The following is a 22,088-nucleotide window of genomic DNA, read 5'->3' as shown; positions in this document are numbered from 1 at the left end:
GATGAGAGAATACTCTTCACATAGAGAACTATTTGATTATCACTAGGATACCCTCGATTTTGTAATTCAAGAGGAAGTCGAGCGAATTCTTTTGATGGTAAGTAATGACGAGCAAAGGACTGTACTCGAATTGCGCCTAGTCCAAGGATACTCCATAAAAGAAACAGCTAAAATTTTAAACAAGAGCGAAGCTGCCGTGAAGTCGTCGCTGTACAGAGCTTCTAAACATATTAAATTAAGATATATTTCATGAACTGATTGGGAAGAACCTAATAAGCAGTAGGACTGACAGTATTCTTTTTGCTGAAAGAGCTTTTTTTTCAAGCTCTGATCCTTAAATATCTTTTTATTGATCCAACCAATACCTCTAGTTTATCTGTTATCTAATACAATAAACCACGTTTTTTATGTCTAGAAGAGTGTAGGTAGAATAGTTGAGTCAAAACATTAAAAGGTGGTCAAATGACCACCTTAGGATGTGAAGGAATTCCGAATATCTAACCGTGAAAAATAATTGCTTTCTTTCCATTGCCCTCATTTTTTCAGTCCACGTAACTGTAGCCTATCCAAAGAATTTATTCTGAAGGTTAAAGAAGCTCTACTTGTTCTGGACGACGAGATACCAGTCGGACCAGATCCAGCGTAAGCATTGGAAGTGTCATACCTGCCGGATAAGCTAAATATCTTGCTTGCCATTCAGGTGAGAATTTTTCCTTGTAACGGCGCAATCCCTCAAATCCATACCAGTGCCCACCATATCGGAACACCAGCCGAGCTAATTTTTCTTCACGATGCGCATTCTGATTTTCACCCACACTGGAGAGAGGAGACATACCCAAATTGAAATAAGAATAACCTTGTTCTTTTGCCCATTCAATTATACGTACAAATAACACATCCATCGTTCCATTCGGTGTATCATTCAAATGGCGCATCAGATCAATTGAGATCACTTTATTTTGGTCATAAGCTGGAGCTAATGTTGCAAAAGCCAAAATGTGACCCTCAGCATTACGAAGCAAGGTTAAGGGAGAGCGCTGAATATACGCTTCGTTGAACCAGCCTAAAGAATAAGCTTTTTCTTTACGATCGCCTAGCCACTCATTCGAAATCTGACGTAATTCAGACAGTAATTCTGAATGATAGGGTGGGGCAAGCACTTCAAATATTTGACCTTCACGATCTGATTTATTTTTAGCAGTTCGCAAGTTCTGCTTACTTTTCCCACTTAATGTGAATGTAGTTAGAGGAACCAAAGCTTCTTCGCCTAGTTTGAAGAATTTGTAACCATTCTCATGATAGATCGATAGATATTCAGGTGTTGCTTGATAAAAAACAACGGTTAATGCATACTGATCCGCATACCTCTGAAATTCTTGAATCGCAGCAGAGACAAGATTTTTATTACCAACTGGGTCGCCAAGTACAATTAATTTGTGACGCATTCGAGAATAGGGAATTAAAATTTGATCATTTTGCGCCCAATAAAATTTTTTGTCTCCTAGATAGAGAAGATGAGTCAAAAGATTACCGTCTTCTTTGGCAATAAATTGAGTTAATTTCTCTATACCCGCCTCATCTGGACGTATTCCTGTGTAGCGATGCGGGCGTAATGTGAATATAGATGCCATTAAAATTAAAGCACCGATTAATCCAACAAGGGCCGTCACTGCATATTCATGCGGGTTCAAAAACCATTGTTGAGCACGCATTGGTAGATGTCGCAAAATAGCTGGATGAATATGTGTACCAATAACGTAATACGATAACGATGAGATAAAAGCAAGGAACGCCCAAATCCAGATACTACGTAAAGAAATACTAGCACTTTCACTGTTAAATCGAGCCCGAGATATCCATAGCACCAATGCAACAATAAGTAAAATAATAGCTTCCTCGTAATCGAACCCTTTGGCAAATGTGAAGATAGCACCTGCTAACAACAATGCTCCCGTCCATATGTAAGCGCGACGAGTGCGCATTGAAATACCACGTGATACGACAATAAGCATAATACCGATAGTCACAGATAACTGTTCTGAAAAACGCATAATAGGTAAAGATAACACATGTTCCATAAAACGTAGGCGAGCAATTAGGCCTGGGGTAGCCGCAGAAAGTAGTAATATGATACCACTGGTGAATACTAACTTTCCAAGCGCCCATGCTCCTAGATCACTAAGTAGACCGAAATGAGAAGGCCAGCCCCAGAATTTGACCCATGTGTTACGTGAAGCGTCCAGACTAGTTGTAATCATTTCACGCATTTGTTTACTGTTCGGACTCATCTCAAACGTAGCTAGCACAAGACCGATCAACCAAGGAACTACAAAGTAAAAAATGCGGAACAATAACAAAATCGTTAGTGCACGTGATGGATCAACACCTAATGTCTGAAGTCCAAGCAACACGATCAGATCAAATGCTCCAATACCACCTGGCGCCATACTAATAATCCCTGCAATTGCTGCTACAATATACACACCGAATACCGGGGCAAACGGTAATTGATTCAGATCATAAAAAGTGAATAACCAAAATAATGCCCCTGCACAAGCCCACTCTAGAACAGAGGAACCTAGAGAAGCGATGACTACTTTCCAAGGTAACTTGCCATCGCCCTTATGAAACCATTTGGCGAACAGGGAAGATCGTTGCATTAATAGGAAGAACGGTAAGTACAATGAAACTCCCCATACACCGATACGAAGCCAAGGAAGTTGTTCAAAAACAGGTTCTACAGGAAAAACACCGACCAGTACAAGACAGCCAAGTAAAGATAGACCGACTAATACGATAGGCGATAAAAAGAGTGCAGCAGCTCCCATTGTTTTCATAGGAACGCCACTTCTCTTATACAGTAATGTACGTAGTCCTAGACCGGTAAGACCAGCGAACCCAATCATATTATTAAATGTATTGGCTATCCATGCATATCGATAAGTCGTTTTCCAATTGATATCAAGCTTAAATTGTTTTCGTATTAAATAATCATAAGTACTCATTACAGATACCGCTATAAAAGAAGCAATGATCAATTGAATAACGACATGAACGGGCATCATGCGTAATTCATAAATAATTTTAGCTAAGTTAATATTCTGAATCTCGTGTCTTCCATACACATAGATAATGACTAAAATAGCTACAGGAATCAGTATCCTAATAATTTTAGCACGGTACAAAGCCAAAAATAGCTGTAAAATTTTAAGCTTTCGAAGCAATTCTCTCATTGTGTCGTCGACTCCACCTTCGGACAAAATAATATCGATATTTTTAATACAAGACGGATTGTCAAACCAAATGCGACAGGACTTCTGTGAAAGATTCGTGAGCGGTCCTCCAATCCAGACATTTTCGGGGTCGGTGGTTAATTAGATCCAGTAAATGAAGGAGATCTTCATCCGTGACCCAAGCCATCAGTACTCTTGGGGAGGAACCCAGCAGTAAACCGTTAGCATTTTCATTCAAACCGCGTTGCTAGGACAAATAGCGTCAGCAAAATAAACTAGCAGGTTAAGTATAGCTTCCATATCCGCCTGGCAAGCAAACTACTTGGTTCAGTTAGCAGTGGCTGTGAATAAGCTGCCTGCGGGGTACTGTGTGATGGTTACACCTAGCGCAATCTCTATGAACAACTCCGTACGATCGGCATTGTTGATGGGAGTATGCAAGCGGGTTTATGTTCAATTATTGTGGCTACGTACGCTTCATCCTTACCGTGGGCCAGATACGAGGATACTAGATGTAGTTTCATATGGGATTGTATTCTAAAAGAACTCAGAGAGAGGGCGAAATAAGAATAGATAGCCCTAGGAATTAATAAATTTTTAGGTTATATCTAACCATTTTTTACTTCTCTCTCTTTCTTTCAATGCAGAAAGCATAATAAAAAAAACTAAGGAATTAATGAGTATATTTCTAAAGAAAATCTAAAGAATTTGTATAACTAAGTAATAACTTGAAATGGAGATTCTTTCGCTAAGACTCTCCACCGTTAAAGTTGAACAGGGCTTCCTACGCAAGTGCTCCAGTTGCAAGCTCCATGATTAAGCTTCAGCGCCCCCCATCTCGGTTAGAAGACGGAATTCAGTGTGAAAGCTCTAGCTACGCATGAAGAGTTGAATATATTCTTGACTGAATCGTATTTGGTTTATTGATACTCGGATATTTTATTGTTTTGTGAATATAAAAAATCTTATTACCAATAAATATAGTTATAAGCTAAAGGGAAGAACGATGATGCCCCTAAAATCAGATTCTTTGAAAATATATGATTTTGCTTCAGTGACACCTTTGGGTATCCATTATCGGCATGCGCATTCAATATACCCAACTGACTGGAAGCTTCTTTACCTAGATACGGATTCCGAAGAACTTGAAGAGTGCAGAATTGTTGTAAGAGAGTCATTACTTTGATGCGAAATCCATTCTTGGCTAGATCGATACCTTGCGGTTTCTTTTATAAGATTCGCTTCTGCTGCCAGAAGTAGAGTATAGTAGGAGTAGTTGAAAATATATTCCAGGAGGCTACAGCCATGTCACAGGAGATATGGATTAATCTGCCGGTCAAAGATGTTGAGAGGTCAACTGCCTTTTTCAATGAGATTGGATTACATGCGGCTAGCGTTGGTAACGAGAGAGCCAAGCTTGCCATAGGCCAAACAACGATTCTGCTGTTCCTGGATACGGCGTTTGAGAAATTTACAGGTTCAAAAATCGCAGATACTTCCCATACCGCAGAAGTAATATTTTCCATTGGCGCTGAAAGCAGAGAAGAAGTAGATGCCTTTATTCAAAAAGTAGAGTTTGCCGGAGGAAACATCTTTGGCAAACCGAGTGAAATTGACGGCTGGATGTACGGCGCAGGATTTGCCGACCTGGACGGTCACCGCTGGAATCTGCTGTACATGGATGAGAGCAAAATGCCGAAACGCTAATATGAAAACGCCGGTCACCTCCTTAAGGTCACCGGCGTTTTTTACACCCCCTATAATCTCATATCCGTAATTCAAATCAAAATCGTTGCTTAGAAGGAAAAATTCGTGGGTTAAATTTATACAAATCACCTGGGCTATCCCTAAGCTAAGGGATATATTAGATATTTCCAATCCTTTTGAAAATCTCGATCGCTCAAGAGTAGAACTTGTGCATGGATTGACCCATTTGCTTAATAATGCGGGATTAGACCCTAATAATTTAAGTGCTTTTTCTTTAAGAACAGAAGTTATAAAAATCACGGCCAACTTTAACAGCTGGCCTGCGGAAGTAATAGATTTGTATCTAACAACTTCAAAAAACGTTCTAGAAGGTATAAAGGAGATTATTCAGTCTTTTGCTGACCCGAACACACAGCTGAAAGAATTGTTAAAGAAACGTGTGTGAAATACAATGCAAATGGAGGAAACAACTATAATGATTGTATTACAGTTTTGCCTATCATTATTATGGCAATAGCATTATACATTCATGAAGGACATCCTCAATTATCATATGCTTTAGGTACTTTTGGTCTAACGCTTGTACCCGTTGTATGCGGTAGAACATATCCGGATGACCGGTCAGAACCCGTTAATACTTGATGGTTGTTGGTCATTAAATATACGGAGGAATGTACGCACATAGAAGCTGTCGTTGGTGCATCTTGGTTCACTCCCCATCCGTTAAAAATTTAGTCCAGAGCAATATCCTGACTCTCTCTCTTGGATATACTTTTTAATTGGAAGCAACCTTAGCACGGTGTAATACCGAACTGAGGTTGCTTCAGTTAACTAAGACATACTGCCGTTTACTTCAGATAGGTTCCCGTTTCTCCAATTCCACCGCTGCCATTCAATACATATACCCTTGCGTTTCCTTTGCCGGAGCATGTCAGGTTGATCTTGCCATCAGTAACGGTTTTGGAATTACCAGTCACCGCATCCACATAGGTTCCGTTCGGAATTCCGGTAAATGTGGCGTTTCCTGAAATCGTGACCAATGCAAAGCTGTCAATGCCTTTGGCGCTGTCGGTATATCTTCTCTTAAACGCCAGATTGCCCGTTACATTCTCTGTGGAATACTGTCCTTTTTGCAAGGCGGGAACAGCTCTTCTGATTAAATTAAGCTGTCTGATATGTTTTGCCAGAGGATGGTTGAGCGATTCCGCAAGTGTGCCGGTAGCATTTGTGTATTTGCCGTAATCTTGTACTGTAACACTGCCTTCCATGTGATCGCCGTAATAAGCCCGTCCCGTTTTGCTTAGTGGTGCGTTTGGACCCGGATCAATGACAGCCCCCTTTTGGAATTCGATTTCGGAACCATAGAAGATAGCGGGTATTCCGCGGAAGGTGAACATCAGATCGAGATTCTCGGCCCAAGTGTCCTGTGTGCCCGCAAATCTTTGATTTTCCGGAGCCTGGTCGGGCGCATAGTCATGCGAGTCGATATAGGTTACATTCCAGGTAGCATCATTATAGTATTGATCGCCACTTCTCATATTGAATGCTTCCTGCGCGGTCTTGAATGCCCAATGCATCGGAAAATCAATCACATCCATGCCCGATTTCATTGAATAGTCAGGCGTATGATAGGTATTTCCGTTTAAGAGAGCATTGTTCGAGGTTGGCTGTCCTGCTGTAGTAGAGTTGTCCGCCCACTCTTGTTCAACCGACACTTTATTGGAGGCGTAATCATTCTTTCCATCGCCCGGATACGATTTCGAGCTTTTCCAAGTATAGAATGGCGTCGAGATCGCCGGAATTCCACTGTTCCAGACATCTCTGTAACGGGTGGCTACTTCTCCAAAAATATAGAAATCCGAGCCGCCTCTTGTCTTCCAGGCAGGAATATAGTATTTATTGAAAATATACCGGCTCACATGCTTCACCGTATCGACACGGAAAGCGTCAACACCCATGTCTATATAGTGATTGTAGGTATCAATTAAATATTTGTTAACTGCAGGGTTTTCCGTGTTCAAATCCACGCAATCTCCCGCTATCTGACCAGTTTGAACAGTATAGGATTCCCAGGAGAGACTTTTCTCTGTATGGTAAATGTTATTGTTCGTTTCCGCGTTCTTCATTAAAGCGAGCCTTGCCTGATACTGCTGATCGGGTGTCATAGTATTATAGTTTGACGGCAGCTTATCCGTAGTTTTCACCAAGTTGTTAGCCGTATCCGGTTTAGCCGGATCTTTCTTGAACATGGGGTACAGATTCTCTTCACCGAAATTACCGGTATGATTGACAACGATGTCTTGAATAACCTTCAGCCCTTTGGCATGGGCCGCATTGATCAAATCCTGGTAAGAAGCTCCCGCCGATTCATATCTTGGGTCTACTTTGGCGAAATTTATTGCATGGTAACCATGATAATCATAACCGCTGGCATTCTGCACAACAGGTGTAATCCAGACGGCGCTGAATCCGAGGGCTTTGATATAATCGAGCTTTTGAATCAGCCCCTTAAAGTCCCCTCTCCAAGCCGGGTCCGAATCCGGATTACGCGCCTTGGCATCATCCCATGCGTGCATGTTGTTGCTCGAATCACCGTCATAGAACCGGGAAGTAATCACGAAGTAAATAGTATCTTCCCGAAAATCACCTTTATTTCCAATATTATAAACAAAGCTTTGTTTGGTTTGATTGCCAGCGCCGTCTATAACGAGAAATTTTAATGTCGTGGTCTTGGAGATAAGGATGGACGGTCCGGTCAATCCGGCCATAGCGTTGCCGAGGATATATACTTTCGAGCTTATGGTTGGTTCCGTACCATCGTCCGTGTAGTATGCCTTGGTCGTTGCCGCCTTGTTATCATTTAGGTTGAAGGATACAGTCACAGAGGAATCGGAATGTCTGGTAGGCAAATTCGCTGTGATTGTCGGAGCTTGCAGATCTGAATTCAGGTCAATCATATAAGCGAAAGAGGATGCATTTCCAGTTTGACCGATTGAGTTGACACCGAAGGCCTTAATGGTCAAAGAGGAAGCAACTTGGATTGGAGAGGTATACAAGGTAGAGGATGTCGTAGGTGTCGAGCCGTCTATCGTATAGTAAATCTTATCGTCACTGTTGGTGCTGGAAAGCGTCACCGATTGGGACGAATCATATGTTTTGGGTACAGGAGAGGCGGAAATCGCCGGAATTTTAGGCATTTCCGGGCTGGTATCATACCATGTGTTATCTGTGTAATACCAGCCCTCTTTCACACTGCGGGACAAGTCGGCCGTCTGTTTGCCGCTACCGTCATTAAAGATGAGACTTGAGCCTGTGGCCTCGGCAATGGTGTAGCTGTACCAGTCGTTTCCATCCGACTTCATCAGGATTCCCGGCCACGCTCCGCTTATCGGAACGGTTGTCGGATTCAGATTCCAGTAATGGATTCGAATCGCTGAATTCCAGCTTGAAGGTTTCTTAAAGTGAACCGTTAACCCAGTTTGAGTTGATTTAGGTATTGTGGTAGGTGCATACGTTGCGGTAACGGTAGACGTGATCGAAGCGGTTGTAGAGGGAAGGGGAGTCGCTGTGGAATTCGTGTAGGTGGCTGTATAATCGGTGCTACTGGCCGAAGCTACGCCGGGTAAACCGAAGAAGTTGAAGCAAAGCGACAAAATAATCAACCAAGAAATAAAACTCCCAGTTTTTTTTCCTAGCAAGTTAACAACCTCCTGATAATATTTAGTGGAATAGACAATGCAACCGGTTGCATTGAAAATAAAAAAAAAAGAAGACATTTATTTTGATAAAATGGATTCTTTGATCGCCTCCTCCGTGGTATATATGGAAAATAATCATTGTACGCGCTTACAAAATAAAATATGAGAAAAGCCCATTCACACAGGGCTCTATACCAATGATTTTTTCCTTTTATGATTATATCATCCATACTTTTACTGGTCAATGAATTGCTAGGGACATATTTCAAACCTAAGCTAGCCTGTTCATAATTGAAGCCAACGTCCAAAAAGCCTTGAAAGGCACATGTTAATGTATCAAAGCGAGTCGCTAAGCAGATGTCAATAAGCAGTATATGGTCAGGAAAGAAAATAGAAAACGCGAGCGTGAGTATCCTAAGGTGGAATGGACAGCAATATAAGCTTGAACTTGAAGCTGAACCGGGGATGATTCCTTCAAACGTAATACTTGTTGTCTGACTTCCCTTCATTAAAGTTGGTTCCTGAGTTATAAACCGATTGGAGTTACATAACCCCTTTCCTGTATTGGTATCTTTAAAGTAATTGAAGCAGGAAAATGCTAACCATCCGCAAACATATGGGTTAAACAGGGGATTTATTAAATACCTGATTATATTCAGCTGCGCATCGGTGATCGCCAGCTTTGAATAGATTTCCAGCGATTTTATTCATGGCCGAATGCATCATCAAAAAAAACAGCCACTACAGGGCTGCTTTTGGTACTATGGGCTAATTGCTCGTGTATTTTACCCAATCATATTCAGCGTATAGCGGATTCGCTCCATTATACGAACCTAGCCAGTCGTCAACGCCAGTGCCATTCCATAAATTCATCATAATCTTGCCTGGCGTGCTTGGTATGTTTGTAGTTGCCGTATGCTTTAGAACCCCGTCAACATACCACTTAATGTATCCTGGCTGCCAATCGAATGCATAGGTGTGAAAGCCTTTTGATGCATCGAAGCCCAGATCTACAATCTTCTCGTGACCACCGACCCCGTTTGTATAATAGTTGAATTGCACTTTTGTCGTGTCTTTGCCTAAAAATTCAATATCTATTTCATCCCATTGCGTGCCATCAGTAGGTCCCGTATACGTAAAAAAGGAAGATACGATCCCTGTATTTTTAGCCGGCTTCATGCTGACCTCGTATAAGCCGTATCTGTAAGTGTTCGTCGATCGATACTCTCCGCAATCAAATTTATTGTACGCAGAACTTGTTAAGCCAAGCTTCATTTTGCCATCGTTCGTAAAATTGACATTATTGGCACGCCAAGTGCAATTAAACATGTTCCCATTGGAATATCCATCCGCTTTTTGCCATGCACCAGAATTGAAACCATTAAGTGGTTCCCAAAAAACATTCCCCGCATAAACGCTTACTGAAAAAAACAGAGAGACAATTCCAGTTGCCAGTAAAGTAAACCAAGATTTCTTCTTCATTTTACACCTCCATAAAAGATTGACCAAACATGAAAGAAGCGGCTGACAATGATACATTATTTCAAGTATTGACCGGCTTACCGAAAAAATATAAAACGCTTCCATATTTGGTATCTTCATTGTAGCTTGAAATTGAGGCGTAGACTATAGCAAACTTAACGCTTGAAACATAATTTAAAAAAACCTAAATTTTATCAAGTTGTGGTTTAAAAATGCACCGCTGGGCCGCTACGCTACTCACCCCGATAACCAGAGCCTTTACGTCCGGCGGGGAAGTTGAATCCAAGAAGGATGGTTAAAGAAAAGATAGCAAGACCTTTTTAAGGGGGCCTTGCTATCATTATGGTTTAGAGCAATTGTGACCTTTAATTTTGGATTCGCAAAGTTCAGTCACCTAACATTTACGGCCATTTTGAGGCCTTCCGTTATGTAAGGTTGTTGAAATGATGAGGAGAGAGTATAGTTTGTATGTATTTATTTTGTGCGGGAAGAGGTTAATATGGCGACAATTCATGATGTAGCATTAAAAGCGGGCGTGTCAGTCACTACAGTATCCCGTGTAATGAATAACCGAGGATATATCAGCGAAACTACACGCAAAAAAGTGTTTGACGCAATGGAGGAGCTTAATTATCAACCGAATGAAATAGCACGATCTCTGCTACGTAAGCAGTCCAATATTATTGGCCTTATTATTCCCAATGTCTCGCATCCTTTCTTCGGTGAGCTTGCCAATCAGGTCGAGTATTATGCCTATCAGCATGACTGCAAGGTCCTGCTGTGCAATTCACATATGGATCCCGTGAAGGAAAAAGTATATATCGATATGTTGAAGCGGAACCGGGTGGATGGCATCATTATGGGTAGCCATACATTAGAAGTAGAAGAGTACCGACATTTGAATTCACCGATCGTGACGTTTGATAGGCAGATCGACCCGTATATTCCTTACATATCCTCGGATAATTATCGCGGAGGCGAGCTGGCTACGGAGCTGCTCATTCGCAAAGGCTGTCAGAAAATTGCGCATATCTGCGGAAATCTGGAGCTGAACATGCTATCCAATGAGCGGACCAAAGCATTCCGGGATGTCGTGGGCAGGAATGGTGTCGAGCATGTGATCGTTCAAACAGACTTGAATGTGTTCGACCAGAAGGAGTACGAGCGAATCATTTCAAAACTCGTTCATGAACATCCCGATGTGGATGGAGTGTTCGCAACAAGTGATATTATTGCCGCTTTTGCGCTGAAAGAATATATTCGCGCTGGAAGGCATGTGCCAGAGAATGTGCGCATTGTAGGCTTCGATGATGTAAGCGTTGCTTCCTGGCTGACGCCGGAACTTACATCGGTAAGACAGCCGATTGCAGACATCGGCAGACTGGCGGTCGAGCTGATCCGCAGGCAGGCGGAAGGGGAGCAGGTACAACCTGTCAATCTGCTGCCTGTTGAACTAATTGAGCGTGCAACGACCTGAATGAAAATCTGTTCCTCTAACAAGGGGAACAGATTTTTTTTAGTACATGTTAAAAATTCAACATGTCAAACGATTGACACAAGTTAAACCTTTGACATATAATCCGTTTGTAAGCGTTTTATTTAAGTGTTCAGAGCCATTATATAAATAAGGGGATGACAACAATGAGGAAATTCAAAAGAGTTCAATGGATGGTAATGCTGCTTCTTTTGGTTATGGTGGTGTCTGCATGCAGTGGCTCCGGAGGAGAAGGTAATTCGGCTTCTGGAGGGGGATCAGGGGATTCAAAAAATGTGAAAATTACGCTTTTGAACTCCAAAGGCGAAATCCTTCCACAGCTGGAGGAAGCCGCTAAGGCGTTCCAGAAAGACAATCCGGGCATTACTGTTGAAATCCAGCCGGTTCCGACTGGTGGTTCTCCTTTTGAGCGTGCCTCCGCATTGTATGCATCAGGAAACCCGCCGACCATGATCATGCTAGATACAGGTGATGTTGAGAAATTCAAGGACCGTATCCTCGATTTAAGTGGGGAAAAGTGGAATGCGGACACTGTTGAAAACGCTACCACTGCTACGACATTTGATGGTAAAAATTACGCGTTTCCACTGGCTGTTGAAGGCTACGGATTCATTTACAACAAAGCCGTTGTAGATAAAGCGGTAGGCGGAAGCTTTGATCCCACCACAATTAAAACCCGAAATGACCTTGAAAAACTGTTTCAGCAAATCGAGACATCCGGAAAGAAAGCACTGGTGATTTCATCAATGGACTGGTCCCTGGGCGCTCATTATTTGCCTCTTGCTTATGCAGGCCAGAACAAAGACATGGCTGAAGTGGACAAATTCATGGCGTCACTAAAAGCGGGCCAGGCGGACTTGGCTAATAATCCTGTATTTAACGGACTTATGGATACATTCGACGTCATGATGAAATACAATATCGATCAGGCTTCTCCGCTAGCAGGAACTTATGAACGCGGACCGGAACTGCTCGGCAAAGGTGAAGTTGGCATTTGGTTCATGGGCAACTGGGCATGGCCGCAAATCAACAGTTTTGATACCGCTAACAAAGAATATGGTTTTCTGCCTGTACCAATCAGCAACAATGCCGATGACTACGGCAATCAGGAGATTTCGTCTGCTGTATCCAAGCGCATTGTTATTGACAAGGAGAAGGCTACTCCAGAACAGCAAGAGGCGGCGAAGAAGTTCCTGAACTGGATCGTCTATGAAGCGAAAGGCCAGGATTTCCTCGTGAACCAAGCAAACATTATCCCGGCGTTCAAAAATATTACACTGCCTGCGGCCAATCCGCTTGGCAAGTCCATCCAGGATTATATCGCAAAAGGCAAGTCAGAGCAGTCGATGAGCATGCTGCCTGCCGACCACTGGTCCAAGACAGGATCTTCCATGCAAAAGTATCTGGCGAAACAGGGTGATCGCGCAACACTGGTTAAAGAAATCGAAAACTACTGGAAGACCGCAAAATAAGGTTGTTTTCAAATTACCCGGAATAGAGAGAGAAATCAGGGACAAAGAGAGGGATCATCATGATTGCGGAAAAAGGAGTATGGAATCGGCTGCGGACGCGGCTGCTGTTTACCGGACCAACCTTGTTTGCCTTCATAACAGTAATGATCATTCCATTTTTGTACGGCATCTATCTGACGTTCACAAACTGGGATGGTATTTCCACCACACTATCGCTGGTTGGCATCCAAAACTATCTGGCTGTTTTTAGAGATATTGAGTTTTGGAAATCGTTCGGCTTGACGCTTAAGTATGTGTTTTATACCGTTGTTCTTATCAATGTGATCGCTTTTATGCTGGCTTATGTGCTGACAAAAGGGTTAAAAGGACAGAGTATTTTCCGGGCGGGATTTTTCCTGCCCAACCTTGTCGGCGGCATTGTACTCGGTTTTATATGGCAGTTTATATTCAACAACGTGCTTGTCTATTTGGGACAACATGCCAGCATACAGTCGCTCAGCACGACTTGGCTGGCTGATCCCGACAAAGCGTTCTGGGCACTCGTGATTGTAACCGTGTGGCAGAACGCGGGTTACATGATGGTCATTTACATCGCGGGATTGACGGGTGTGCCGAATGATATTATGGAGGCCGCAAGCATTGATGGGGCGAACAGCTGGACCAGACTGCGGAAAATGGTGCTGCCCTTGATGGTTCCTTCTTTCATCGTATGTATATTTTTGTCCCTGCAGCGCGGTTTTATGGTCTATGACGTGAACCTTGCGCTCACGAAAGGTGGGCCGTTCAGCAGTACTCAAATGGTGTCGATGCATGTGTATGAAAAGGCATTCCTTTCCCGTGATTATGGTGTGGGGCAGGCAGAAGCATTCGTGTTGTTCCTGATGGTTGCTCTCATCACTCTGCTTCAGGTTTATTTTAGCAAGAAGTTGGAGGTGGAGGCGTAATGACAAGAAAAAGAGTTGCTTCCTCCGTGATCAAATTCATTGTGTTGACAGTCATACTCATATTGTTCATCGTACCGTTCGTCTTTCTGCTGATCAATTCGTTCAAGGAAAACATGGCCATCACCTCAAATCCGTTATCGCTTCCAGAGAGCTTCAGTATGGTCAATTATATGAATGCATTCGATAAAATGAATTACATCGCTGCCTTCACCAACTCATTGGTCATAACGGTGTTAAGTGTTCTGTTTATCTCACTGTTCGCGGCGATGACGGCTCATTATTTTGTCAGAAACAATACCAAGTTCAACCAATATATATTTATGTTGATGGTTGCATCCATGATCATTCCATTCCAGGCTATCATGATTCCATTGGTGAAAATCTACGGGTCCCTTGATTTGCTGAACAGTAAGTGGTCGCTGATTTATATGTATATCGGTTTTGGCAGCTCGCTGGCCGTCTTCATTTATCATGGTTTTGTAAAGAGTATTCCAAAGGAACTGGAGGAAGCGGCGCTAATTGACGGATGCACGCGGTTTCAGACATTCTTCCGGATCGTGTTTCCGGTACTGATGCCCACGACGGCCACCATTTCCATTCTTAATGTGCTGTGGATCTGGAATGATTTTCTGCTGCCTTCCCTCATTCTGGTCGATCCGGAGCAAAGGACACTTCCATTGTCCACGTACAACTTTTATGGAACCTATACAGTGGATTATGGTCCATTGATGGCAAGTTTGGTACTGACGATATTTCCGATCATTATCATCTATCTGTTCGCCCAGAAGTATATTATTCAGGGTGTTATGCAAGGTTCGATTAAATAACTGCAGGGGAAGGATGCTTTATCAAACAAACTAAAGCGTATACGAGAGAGCGTGCAGATCAATTTATTTCCCAATCGAAGCATATGCTTCGGCCGGATTATCGCCTGAACTACCACTTAATGGCTGAATTCGGCTGGATGAACGATCCGAACGGCTTCATTCAATATAACGGGCAGTATCACTTGTTCTATCAGCATTACCCGTATAAATCAGTATGGGGACCGATGCACTGGGGACATGCAGTCAGCCGCGATCTTATGAAGTGGGATTATCTGCCGATCGCTTTGGCACCGGACGGTGAGTTCGACCAGGATGGCTGCTTCTCCGGCAGTGCGATTGAGCAGGACGGGAAGCTTGTCCTGATGTATACCGGACATGTTGTAACCGGGCCTGACAAAGATCAGGATTACAAGCAGTCGCAGGGAATCGCAGTATCAGAAGACGGAGTAACGTTCGAAAAGTGGGAGGGCAACCCGGTCATCGGTTATGACGCCATACCGGACACGATCAGCCGTAAAGACTTCCGTGACCCTAAGGTGTTCAGACACGAAGGTCAATATTACGCCGTTCTCGGTTCTAATGATGCGAAAGGGAACGGACTTGTACTGCTTTACCGTTCTGAAGACCTGAAAAGCTGGACGTATGTCAATGTACTAGCCGTGAGTGACGGACGCTTTGGCGATAATTGGGAATGCCCGGATCTGTTCCCGCTCGGTGGTCGGCACGTATTTATGCTGTCCCCGCAGCGCATGCCTGCACAGGGGGAGGCTTACCGCAATCTGCATTCCACCATGTACGGTATAGGTGATTTCAATTCCGTTGAAGGAACATTTACGGCAGAGCGGTATGCTCAGGTGGATCACGGATTCGATTTCTATGCCCCACAGTCAACCTTGGATGATAAAGGGCGGCGTATCGTCATCGGATGGATGGATATGTGGGAGTCGGAGATGCCGACCCAGCAGGGGCACCATTGGGCTGGGGCGATGAGTCTTCCGCGGGAAGTGGTTATCGACGGCGCCAGGCTGCTGTTCCGTCCGCTTGAAGAGGTAAAGAATTACCGATGCAATCTGTTCGAGCAGCGGGATATCTTACTGACAGGTGAGCAGATTATGGACGCGCGTGGAGATAGCTACGAACTGAAGGTCGTATTTGAGTTTGAGGCCAGTAACACCGATGAATTCGGTTTGAAACTGCGGGTGGGTAGTGAAGAGGAGACTGTACTGTCGTACCGTCCCGATGACGGTCTGTTCCGTTTCAACCGAGAACGTGCCGGTATAGGCCCAGGCGGGGAGAGAAGAGTGCCTGTGGGCTTAAACGAGGGCCGTCTGGAGCTTCGGGTTTTTGTCGATAAAAGCTCGGTGGAAATATTCATCGGCGATGGTGAATACGTCCTCACAGGAAGAGTGTATCCGGGAGTGGAATCTACGGGCATTCGAGCGTTCGCGAGCGGAAAGTGTACGATTGCTTCGTTCCAGAAGTGGGATATATCCACATAGGAAATGCATGACAAACAGGAACCCGACCATTGATGGTCAGGGCTCCTGTTTTTTGTAGAATTGTAATCGTGTGATTTACACAAGCTTATCTTGAAGATAGGCATCAATTTTTGCGAGGGCTTCTTCTGTACCGCCAGATTGCTGGAAGCTATCATTTATTTTTTGTACGCCCTCTTTATACGCCGCGTTCGACATTACCTCATCTACGGCATCTCTTAACGATTGGACATTGATTTGGTCTTTGGTTATTCGATAGCCAGCCTGAAGTTCTGTTAACCGCTGCGCGACCATGGGCTGATCCTTGTCCTGAGGCAGTACAACCAAGGGTACATTAAAGTGAATCCCTTCATTCACACTGTTCATTCCACCATGAGTAATAAATACATCTGAATGACGTAGTACCTCCAATTGGGGAACATAGGGCGAGATGATAAAGTGCTCTGGGGCTGGATTGATTTTCGTAAAGTCAGCTTTCTCGCCAGCTGCAATCACGATGATACCTTCAAAATCGGAAAAAGCTTCAATACAGGTGTTGAAAAAGTCCTCAACATGATCCAAAACCGTTCCCATCGAAATATACAGAACTTTTTTATCTTGTAGTGCGTCCAAAGGAAATGAATTTTCCCCTTTGCGTTCTGGGAAGCTGGGACCAATAAAGAGATTCTCTTCACCAAAGCTGTCAGCGTCTGGTTGGAAATATCGGCTGGTGTATACAACGTTTAGAGCCCCTGTATTGTTCATAAATTGAACCATATCTTTGGGAGCAACACCGAATCTTTCTTTCATGAGATGTAGTGAGGTCGTGGCCTGTTCATCAAGTTGAAACGGCTCATTTCCATTAGAGCGAAAGAGATTGGTAGCCATCCGATTCTGCGAAATCAGAAAAGATGGGGAGGAAGCAATACCAGGGATTTTCAAATAGTCTCTAACTAACTCGCCAGCTCCGAATCGATCATAGAATACAAAGTCAAAATCAGTGCTTTCAGACAGTTGCTTAGTGATTGCTAATATGTCCATCGAAGTCTGAATATGAATATTCATAAATGCACTCAACCCAGCCGGAGTACTGGAATCAATAGAAGCAGTCCTGATCAGATCGGTATGCAGGTGAACCGTTGCTCCAACGGCTTCGAGTCTGTCCTTGTATTTCTCAGTTGTAATGTAATGTACTTGGTCCCCTCGTGCTGCAAAGGCTTGCGTCATCCCGATCGTAGGGTTTACATGTCCTTCTGCCGGAAAGTTAACCATTAATATGTTTAACATTCATCATTACTCCTTTTCTCTACAATTAAGATCGCAGTTTTCACTGAATCTCTCAATCCATAATAACAATAATATTTATTTTTTCAAATGATATCCTTTCATGATCATAAAACACATGTTGGCATGAAATGTGTATAACAAATATTTACCTCGTGCATAGTAAGGGGGAACTCTACTTAGCAAGGGAGGTTTTTTCTAAATGAATGTTCAAAGAGCGCAAGAAATAGCGTCCTCTTCCATAATGGCGAATGTGTTGTGTGATGGGTTACCCATTTATATTCAGCATGTGAACGAGCAGAGTGAGACGGCACGCATTTATGCGCTGAGCAATCCAGAAGAGGAACGGGAAGTACCTTTGTACACGTTAACAGAACGAGATCAGGTACTGGAATAAGAAAGGAGCGATATGAAAAATGAAACCAAATCAACAGAAAGTAGTCGAGGCAGACCGTTTGAATTTTCGTGACCAGACGGATGATGTGGTTAGAGAAGTGCCGGCCACGACGGATGCCAGCGAAGCAGTTGCAGCAATGACCTCACATATCAATAAATACGATGTACCGGATGAGTTGGAGGAGAAATAGAGAATGGCCGAGCGCGCACAGGATAACCTGTTGCGTGCTTTTTATATGATGCATAAGGATAACCAAAGATTTAGCAGCTCTGTAAGGGACTGCTTCTTTTTATTGTTTCGAAAGCATCATAATATTTTTTTAAAAAAAAGTATTGCATATAGGTTTACTAGGTATTATGATAACAACAGATTTATATTTTTTTGTTTTTCACAATGGTATAAGGTTTAGACCTTAAAGATTTATGATCGGAGTGTTCATATGTTAATCCAAACTCCTCTGCGCTTTGAAAAAGTATCAGCTAAAAAAGTGAGTGATTTTATTAGAGAGCAGTTGGAAGAGGCTATTATTTTAAAGGAATTGCTTAGCGAGGAGCAACTACCGACAGAACGGGAACTCGCAGAAATATTTAATGCCAGTAGAATTACAGTTCGTGAGGCGTTATCTCAATTGGAATCCAAGGGACTCATTGAGAAGAGAGTAGGTGCCAAGGGAGGGACCTTTGTTCTTCCAGTGACAGCAAACTCTCATAAACGTACCCGGGAAGAAATTGCAAAAGATTGGGAGCACATGCTGAAGGTCTTTGAATATCGGATGATTGTGGAGCCAGAGGGTGCTTTTTTAGCGGCTGCGCGGATCACCACGGATGAACTGGACCTGCTTCAGCATTACCTGGAACAGAGCATTGAAGCGGACTGTACCCGAGAATGGTTTCGGGCCTTGGATGTTAAATTCCATCTGGCCATTGCCAAAGCATCTGGCAATCCATTTTGTGAAGATGCGGTTAGGCAGATTCGTACCAAGATTAACCCGGCACTTGATCTCATGCCCTATGATGATCAGATTCGGATGGTGAATTACGACGTCCATACAGAAATTTTGAGTGCACTTCGGGCACGAGATGCTGAGAAGTCGCGGGAAATGATGAAGCATCATATCGGACATTCCGCAGATGCCATTTATGCAAGAGTGGTTGCAAAAGGCTAACGATATCATACAGAAAAAGAATACGATTCGAGTGGGGAGGGTGAAAACATGAACATACACGAGCTTTTGGCTTTATCTAGACCACTTCAAGAGCAATTGATCACATGGCGAAGAGATTTTCATCGCCATCCTGAAACGGGTTATGAAGAGATTCGAACATCGGGCATTGTAGCCGAGCACTTGCGTAGTCTCGGGTTGGAGGTGACAACCCAGGTAGGGAAAACCGGGGTTGTGGCTCTGTTACGGGGAAAAAGCCCAGGGCCTACCATCGGTCTAAGGGCAGATATGGATGCATTACCGATTCAGGATCAAAAAACGGTCCCCTATCGTTCGGAGATCCCAGGTAAGGCCCATTTATGTGGGCATGATGCCCATACAGCCATACTGATGGGAACTGCACAGTTACTTGCTCATTTGGAGCGACCTGAAAGAGGAAATATCAAATTTGTCTTTCAGCCGGCTGAAGAAGGTTTGGCAGGGGCCAAGGCTATGATCGATGACGGTGTATTGGAGAATCCAAAAGTGGATGCGATGGCAGGACTACATATGTTCCCGGGTCTGAAGACAGGAACACTGGGGGTCAGCAAAGGGGTCGCTTTTGCATCGGCAGATAGCTTAACGATTAAGATTCTAGGCAAAGGCGGTCATGCTGCCCGTCCACACGAGGGAATAGACGCCATTGCCGTGTCCGCGCAGGTTATTTCTGCCCTGCAAAACATTCCAAGTCGTATGGTTGATCCCCTTGAAACCATGGTCATTACGATTGGCAAAATTAGTGGCGGTTATATGGGAGCGGCCATTGCACCGGAAGTAGAGATGATCGGTACCGTGCGTACCCTATCTGCGGAACTGCGTAACCGGATGCCTGAGCTGATCGAACAGGTGGTCCGTGGGGTGTGTGAGTCGTTCGGGGCTGGATATGAGCTGAGTTATCAGCAGGGCTACCCGGTTGTGCAGAACGACCCGGATATGGTCGATCTGATGACGGAAACGAGTGAGCAATTGTTTGGCTCCAAGGAGTGGGACTACATCAAACCGTCAACAGGCGGGGAGGATTTCGCTTTTTATTGTGAGCAGGTACCCGGCGTGTTTTTCCGGCTGGGATGTGGGAGAGGTGATGAAGATACTAGCTATCCATTACATCATCCCAGATTTGATTTAGATGAAATGGTACTGCCTTATGGGGTAGCCATGATGTCGGCCATCGCGCTGAATTTTTTGAAGACAACATAAAATTGGGATTAAGACGCTCAAATGCAGCTGTGTGGCAATATACAACCTTAATGGAGTGGAGTGGACAAGATGAATAGACATAAGTGGTTTAGAGGCGGGATTACGTTACTGATTGCTGCGATGATCCTGGCGGGTTGCGGTACCCAATCCACGGGCGGTAGTAAAGACAGCGCAACATCGACCGACAGTAAAGTACTGACAATTGCTAATGCTACGGATATTGAAAGTTTTGATCCACATAACAATAACAATACGGCGAGTGAAGCTGTTCTGGTTAACGTATTTGACTACTTATTGAAAAATGATAGTCAGCAAAAGAAAGTACCTGGACTCGCTACTTCCTGGGAAAAGGTAGATGATACCACTTGGCGTTTTCATCTGCGCGAAGGGGTAACCTTCCATAACGGTGATCCATTCACAGCCGAAGATGTGAAGTACACGATAGAAAGAGTAGCAAAGGATAACACACTCAAACAAAATTCCTACTTTAAAAATATCAAAGAAGTGAAAGTGGTAGATGAACATACGGCAGACATCATCACCGATGGACCTGATCCGTTGCTGTTGAATCGTTTATCCAAAATGGGAGCTGGCATCTTACCTTCCAAGTATATTGAGAAAAATGGGATAGAGGCATTCCTTAAAAATCCGATAGGTACGGGCCCTTATAAATTTAGCCAATGGATCAAGGATGACCGGGTGGTACTCGTTAAAAACGATAAGTATTACGAAGGTCAGCCCAAATGGGATCAAGTTGTTTTTCGCTCCATTCCAGAAGCCTCTACGCGTGTATCTGAACTGCTCGCAGGCTCGATTGACATTGCATCTGGTATCCCTTCCACGGATATAGAACGTGTTCAAGGCGAAGAGGGTAAAAAAATCGTTAAGGCTCCGATCCAGCGTGTGCTGCAATTGATTTTACGTCAAAGTCAGGGCAGTGTTACGGCTGACTCCAAAGTGAGAGAAGCGATAGATCTCGCGATTGATAAAAAAGGAATCGTAGACAGCATCGCAGGCGGTGCCGGGATTGTAACCCGTACTTCGGTTACACCAGGCAACTTTGGTGCCGATCCTTCCTTATATGAGAAAACATTATATGATCCGGCTAAAGCTAAGGAACTGCTGAAGCAGGCCGGTTATGCTGGCGCAGGCCCGACATTGACCCTTTCAGTATCCTCAATATACAAAGAGTATGCCGAGGTCGTAGCCGCCATGTTAAATAAAGAAGGATTCAACATTAAATTGGACGTGCTGGAGCCAAGTGCTTTCAGTGAGCGTTACAGTTCCAAATCTTTCAAAGAAATGTTTATGATCGGCATTGGTAATTCTCTATTTGATGCTTCCAACAACTATAATCGCTATCTGGTAGAAGAGGCAAAAGGCGAAACGGATTATAACAATCCGAAGGTAGAGAAGCTGCTGCAGCATGCGCTGACGAATCTGGATACAGCCTCGCGTGAAAAGGAGTATCAGCATGTGCAACAGATTTTGGCTGAAGATCGTCCAGCCGTATATCTGTTCCAAATGGAAGGGATTTATGGCACCGGTAACGGTGTGAATTTCCAACCGAGAAGCGATGAGATGTTCTATGCACAGGATATTACACCTGCTAAATAAAGAAGAGAAATGAACGGGCGGGGACCTCAATGAAGGTTCCTGCCCGTCCTTTTAAAAAA

At 43.7% G+C, this 22,088-nt stretch carries 17 protein-coding genes; 13 read left to right on the top strand and 4 right to left on the bottom strand.

Annotated features, from left to right (window positions below):
- Positions 1 to 64 precede the first annotated feature (64 nt).
- Positions 65 to 253, top strand: a complete 189-nt coding sequence (locus MKY24_RS23240; RefSeq protein WP_280782183.1) for a sigma factor-like helix-turn-helix DNA-binding protein — start codon at positions 65 to 67, stop codon at positions 251 to 253.
- Between the two features lie 334 nt (positions 254 to 587).
- Here MKY24_RS23240 and mprF read toward each other — a convergent pair whose 3' ends face one another.
- Entirely contained in the window at positions 588 to 3,233 is a 2,646-nt protein-coding gene (gene mprF, locus MKY24_RS23235) for a bifunctional lysylphosphatidylglycerol flippase/synthetase MprF (RefSeq protein ID WP_339200972.1), read from the bottom strand.
- Between the two features lie 1,305 nt (positions 3,234 to 4,538).
- Between mprF and MKY24_RS23230 the strand changes: the two genes are divergently transcribed.
- Positions 4,539 to 4,940 (top strand): VOC family protein, encoded by a 402-nt coding sequence (locus MKY24_RS23230; protein ID WP_339200970.1) that lies wholly within the window; start codon positions 4,539 to 4,541, stop codon positions 4,938 to 4,940.
- Between the two features lie 85 nt (positions 4,941 to 5,025).
- On the top strand, positions 5,026 to 5,385 hold the full coding sequence (locus MKY24_RS23225) for a hypothetical protein (protein ID WP_144390593.1): 360 nt from the start codon (positions 5,026 to 5,028) through the stop codon (positions 5,383 to 5,385).
- A gap of 403 nt (positions 5,386 to 5,788) precedes the next feature.
- On the opposite strand, the gene MKY24_RS23220 is transcribed toward MKY24_RS23225, so the two are convergent.
- Positions 5,789 to 8,638: an alpha-amylase family glycosyl hydrolase gene (locus tag MKY24_RS23220; protein ID WP_339200967.1), complete on the bottom strand. Its 2,850-nt coding sequence runs from the start codon at positions 8,636 to 8,638 to the stop codon at positions 5,789 to 5,791.
- A gap of 768 nt (positions 8,639 to 9,406) precedes the next feature.
- On the bottom strand, positions 9,407 to 10,120 hold the full coding sequence (locus tag MKY24_RS23215; RefSeq protein WP_023990437.1) for a glycoside hydrolase family 16 protein: 714 nt from the start codon (positions 10,118 to 10,120) through the stop codon (positions 9,407 to 9,409).
- Positions 10,121 to 10,619: 499 nt separating this feature from the next.
- Here MKY24_RS23215 and MKY24_RS23210 point away from each other — a divergent pair, with 499 nt between their 5' ends.
- The 5 genes from MKY24_RS23210 (at position 10,620) to MKY24_RS23190 (ending at position 16,357) form a co-directional block, all read left to right on the top strand.
- Positions 10,620 to 11,597 (top strand): LacI family DNA-binding transcriptional regulator, encoded by a 978-nt coding sequence (locus tag MKY24_RS23210; protein ID WP_023990435.1) that lies wholly within the window; start codon positions 10,620 to 10,622, stop codon positions 11,595 to 11,597.
- A gap of 164 nt (positions 11,598 to 11,761) precedes the next feature.
- Positions 11,762 to 13,087, top strand: coding sequence for an ABC transporter substrate-binding protein (locus MKY24_RS23205; RefSeq protein WP_069080152.1), 1,326 nt, complete (start codon positions 11,762 to 11,764; stop codon positions 13,085 to 13,087).
- A 59-nt stretch (positions 13,088 to 13,146) separates the two neighbouring features.
- On the top strand, positions 13,147 to 14,031 hold the full coding sequence (locus MKY24_RS23200; RefSeq protein WP_028541756.1) for a sugar ABC transporter permease: 885 nt from the start codon (positions 13,147 to 13,149) through the stop codon (positions 14,029 to 14,031).
- On the top strand, positions 14,031 to 14,858 hold the full coding sequence (locus MKY24_RS23195) for a carbohydrate ABC transporter permease (RefSeq protein WP_068938300.1): 828 nt from the start codon (positions 14,031 to 14,033) through the stop codon (positions 14,856 to 14,858). Before MKY24_RS23200 ends, MKY24_RS23195 begins: the two co-directional genes overlap by 1 nt.
- An 83-nt stretch (positions 14,859 to 14,941) precedes the next feature.
- Complete coding sequence (locus tag MKY24_RS23190; RefSeq protein ID WP_068938299.1) at positions 14,942 to 16,357, top strand: glycoside hydrolase family 32 protein; 1,416 nt, start codon at positions 14,942 to 14,944, stop codon at positions 16,355 to 16,357.
- 75 nt (positions 16,358 to 16,432) lie between these two features.
- Here the strand turns inward: MKY24_RS23190 and MKY24_RS23185 are convergent, their stop codons facing one another.
- Positions 16,433 to 17,620: a macrolide family glycosyltransferase gene (locus MKY24_RS23185; protein WP_339200964.1), complete on the bottom strand. Its 1,188-nt coding sequence runs from the start codon at positions 17,618 to 17,620 to the stop codon at positions 16,433 to 16,435.
- Between the two features lie 199 nt (positions 17,621 to 17,819).
- Here MKY24_RS23185 and MKY24_RS23180 point away from each other — a divergent pair, with 199 nt between their 5' ends.
- The 5 genes from MKY24_RS23180 to MKY24_RS23160 all read left to right on the top strand — a co-directional run bounded on the left by MKY24_RS23180 (position 17,820) and on the right by MKY24_RS23160 (position 22,029).
- Positions 17,820 to 18,014, top strand: a complete 195-nt coding sequence (locus tag MKY24_RS23180; RefSeq protein ID WP_279835103.1) for an H-type small acid-soluble spore protein — start codon at positions 17,820 to 17,822, stop codon at positions 18,012 to 18,014.
- A gap of 19 nt (positions 18,015 to 18,033) precedes the next feature.
- Positions 18,034 to 18,204, top strand: a complete 171-nt coding sequence (locus MKY24_RS23175) for a hypothetical protein (RefSeq protein WP_007432293.1) — start codon at positions 18,034 to 18,036, stop codon at positions 18,202 to 18,204.
- A 249-nt stretch (positions 18,205 to 18,453) separates the two neighbouring features.
- Positions 18,454 to 19,179 carry an FCD domain-containing protein gene (locus MKY24_RS23170; RefSeq protein ID WP_076161023.1) on the top strand — a complete coding sequence of 242 codons (726 nt, stop codon included), beginning with the start codon at positions 18,454 to 18,456 and terminating at the stop codon, positions 19,177 to 19,179.
- Positions 19,180 to 19,227: 48 nt separating this feature from the next.
- Positions 19,228 to 20,412 (top strand): M20 family metallopeptidase, encoded by a 1,185-nt coding sequence (locus MKY24_RS23165; protein WP_076295685.1) that lies wholly within the window; start codon positions 19,228 to 19,230, stop codon positions 20,410 to 20,412.
- Between the two features lie 69 nt (positions 20,413 to 20,481).
- On the top strand, positions 20,482 to 22,029 hold the full coding sequence (locus MKY24_RS23160; RefSeq protein WP_339200962.1) for an ABC transporter substrate-binding protein: 1,548 nt from the start codon (positions 20,482 to 20,484) through the stop codon (positions 22,027 to 22,029).
- Positions 22,030 to 22,088 lie beyond the last annotated feature (59 nt).

The organism is Paenibacillus sp. FSL P2-0322 (assembly GCF_037975315.1).
In the GTDB taxonomy this organism is placed as follows: Bacteria; Bacillota; Bacilli; order Paenibacillales; family Paenibacillaceae; genus Paenibacillus; species Paenibacillus polymyxa_B.
This window is presented reverse-complemented; position numbering and strand designations above follow the sequence as displayed.

Coding starts and splice junctions, on each gene's coding strand:
- mprF (WP_339200972.1), bottom strand. CDS start 3,233: ATGAGAGAATTGCTTCGAAAGCTTAAAATTTTACAGCTATTTTTGGCT.
- MKY24_RS23230 (WP_339200970.1), top strand. CDS start 4,539: ATGTCACAGGAGATATGGATTAATCTGCCGGTCAAAGATGTTGAGAGG.
- MKY24_RS23215 (WP_023990437.1), bottom strand. CDS start 10,120: ATGAAGAAGAAATCTTGGTTTACTTTACTGGCAACTGGAATTGTCTCT.
- MKY24_RS23210 (WP_023990435.1), top strand. CDS start 10,620: ATGGCGACAATTCATGATGTAGCATTAAAAGCGGGCGTGTCAGTCACT.
- MKY24_RS23205 (WP_069080152.1), top strand. CDS start 11,762: ATGAGGAAATTCAAAAGAGTTCAATGGATGGTAATGCTGCTTCTTTTG.
- MKY24_RS23200 (WP_028541756.1), top strand. CDS start 13,147: ATGATTGCGGAAAAAGGAGTATGGAATCGGCTGCGGACGCGGCTGCTG.
- MKY24_RS23195 (WP_068938300.1), top strand. CDS start 14,031: ATGACAAGAAAAAGAGTTGCTTCCTCCGTGATCAAATTCATTGTGTTG.
- MKY24_RS23190 (WP_068938299.1), top strand. CDS start 14,942: ATGCTTCGGCCGGATTATCGCCTGAACTACCACTTAATGGCTGAATTC.
- MKY24_RS23185 (WP_339200964.1), bottom strand. CDS start 17,620: ATGTTAAACATATTAATGGTTAACTTTCCGGCAGAAGGACATGTAAAC.
- MKY24_RS23180 (WP_279835103.1), top strand. CDS start 17,820: ATGAATGTTCAAAGAGCGCAAGAAATAGCGTCCTCTTCCATAATGGCG.
- MKY24_RS23175 (WP_007432293.1), top strand. CDS start 18,034: ATGAAACCAAATCAACAGAAAGTAGTCGAGGCAGACCGTTTGAATTTT.
- MKY24_RS23170 (WP_076161023.1), top strand. CDS start 18,454: ATGTTAATCCAAACTCCTCTGCGCTTTGAAAAAGTATCAGCTAAAAAA.
- MKY24_RS23165 (WP_076295685.1), top strand. CDS start 19,228: ATGAACATACACGAGCTTTTGGCTTTATCTAGACCACTTCAAGAGCAA.
- MKY24_RS23160 (WP_339200962.1), top strand. CDS start 20,482: ATGAATAGACATAAGTGGTTTAGAGGCGGGATTACGTTACTGATTGCT.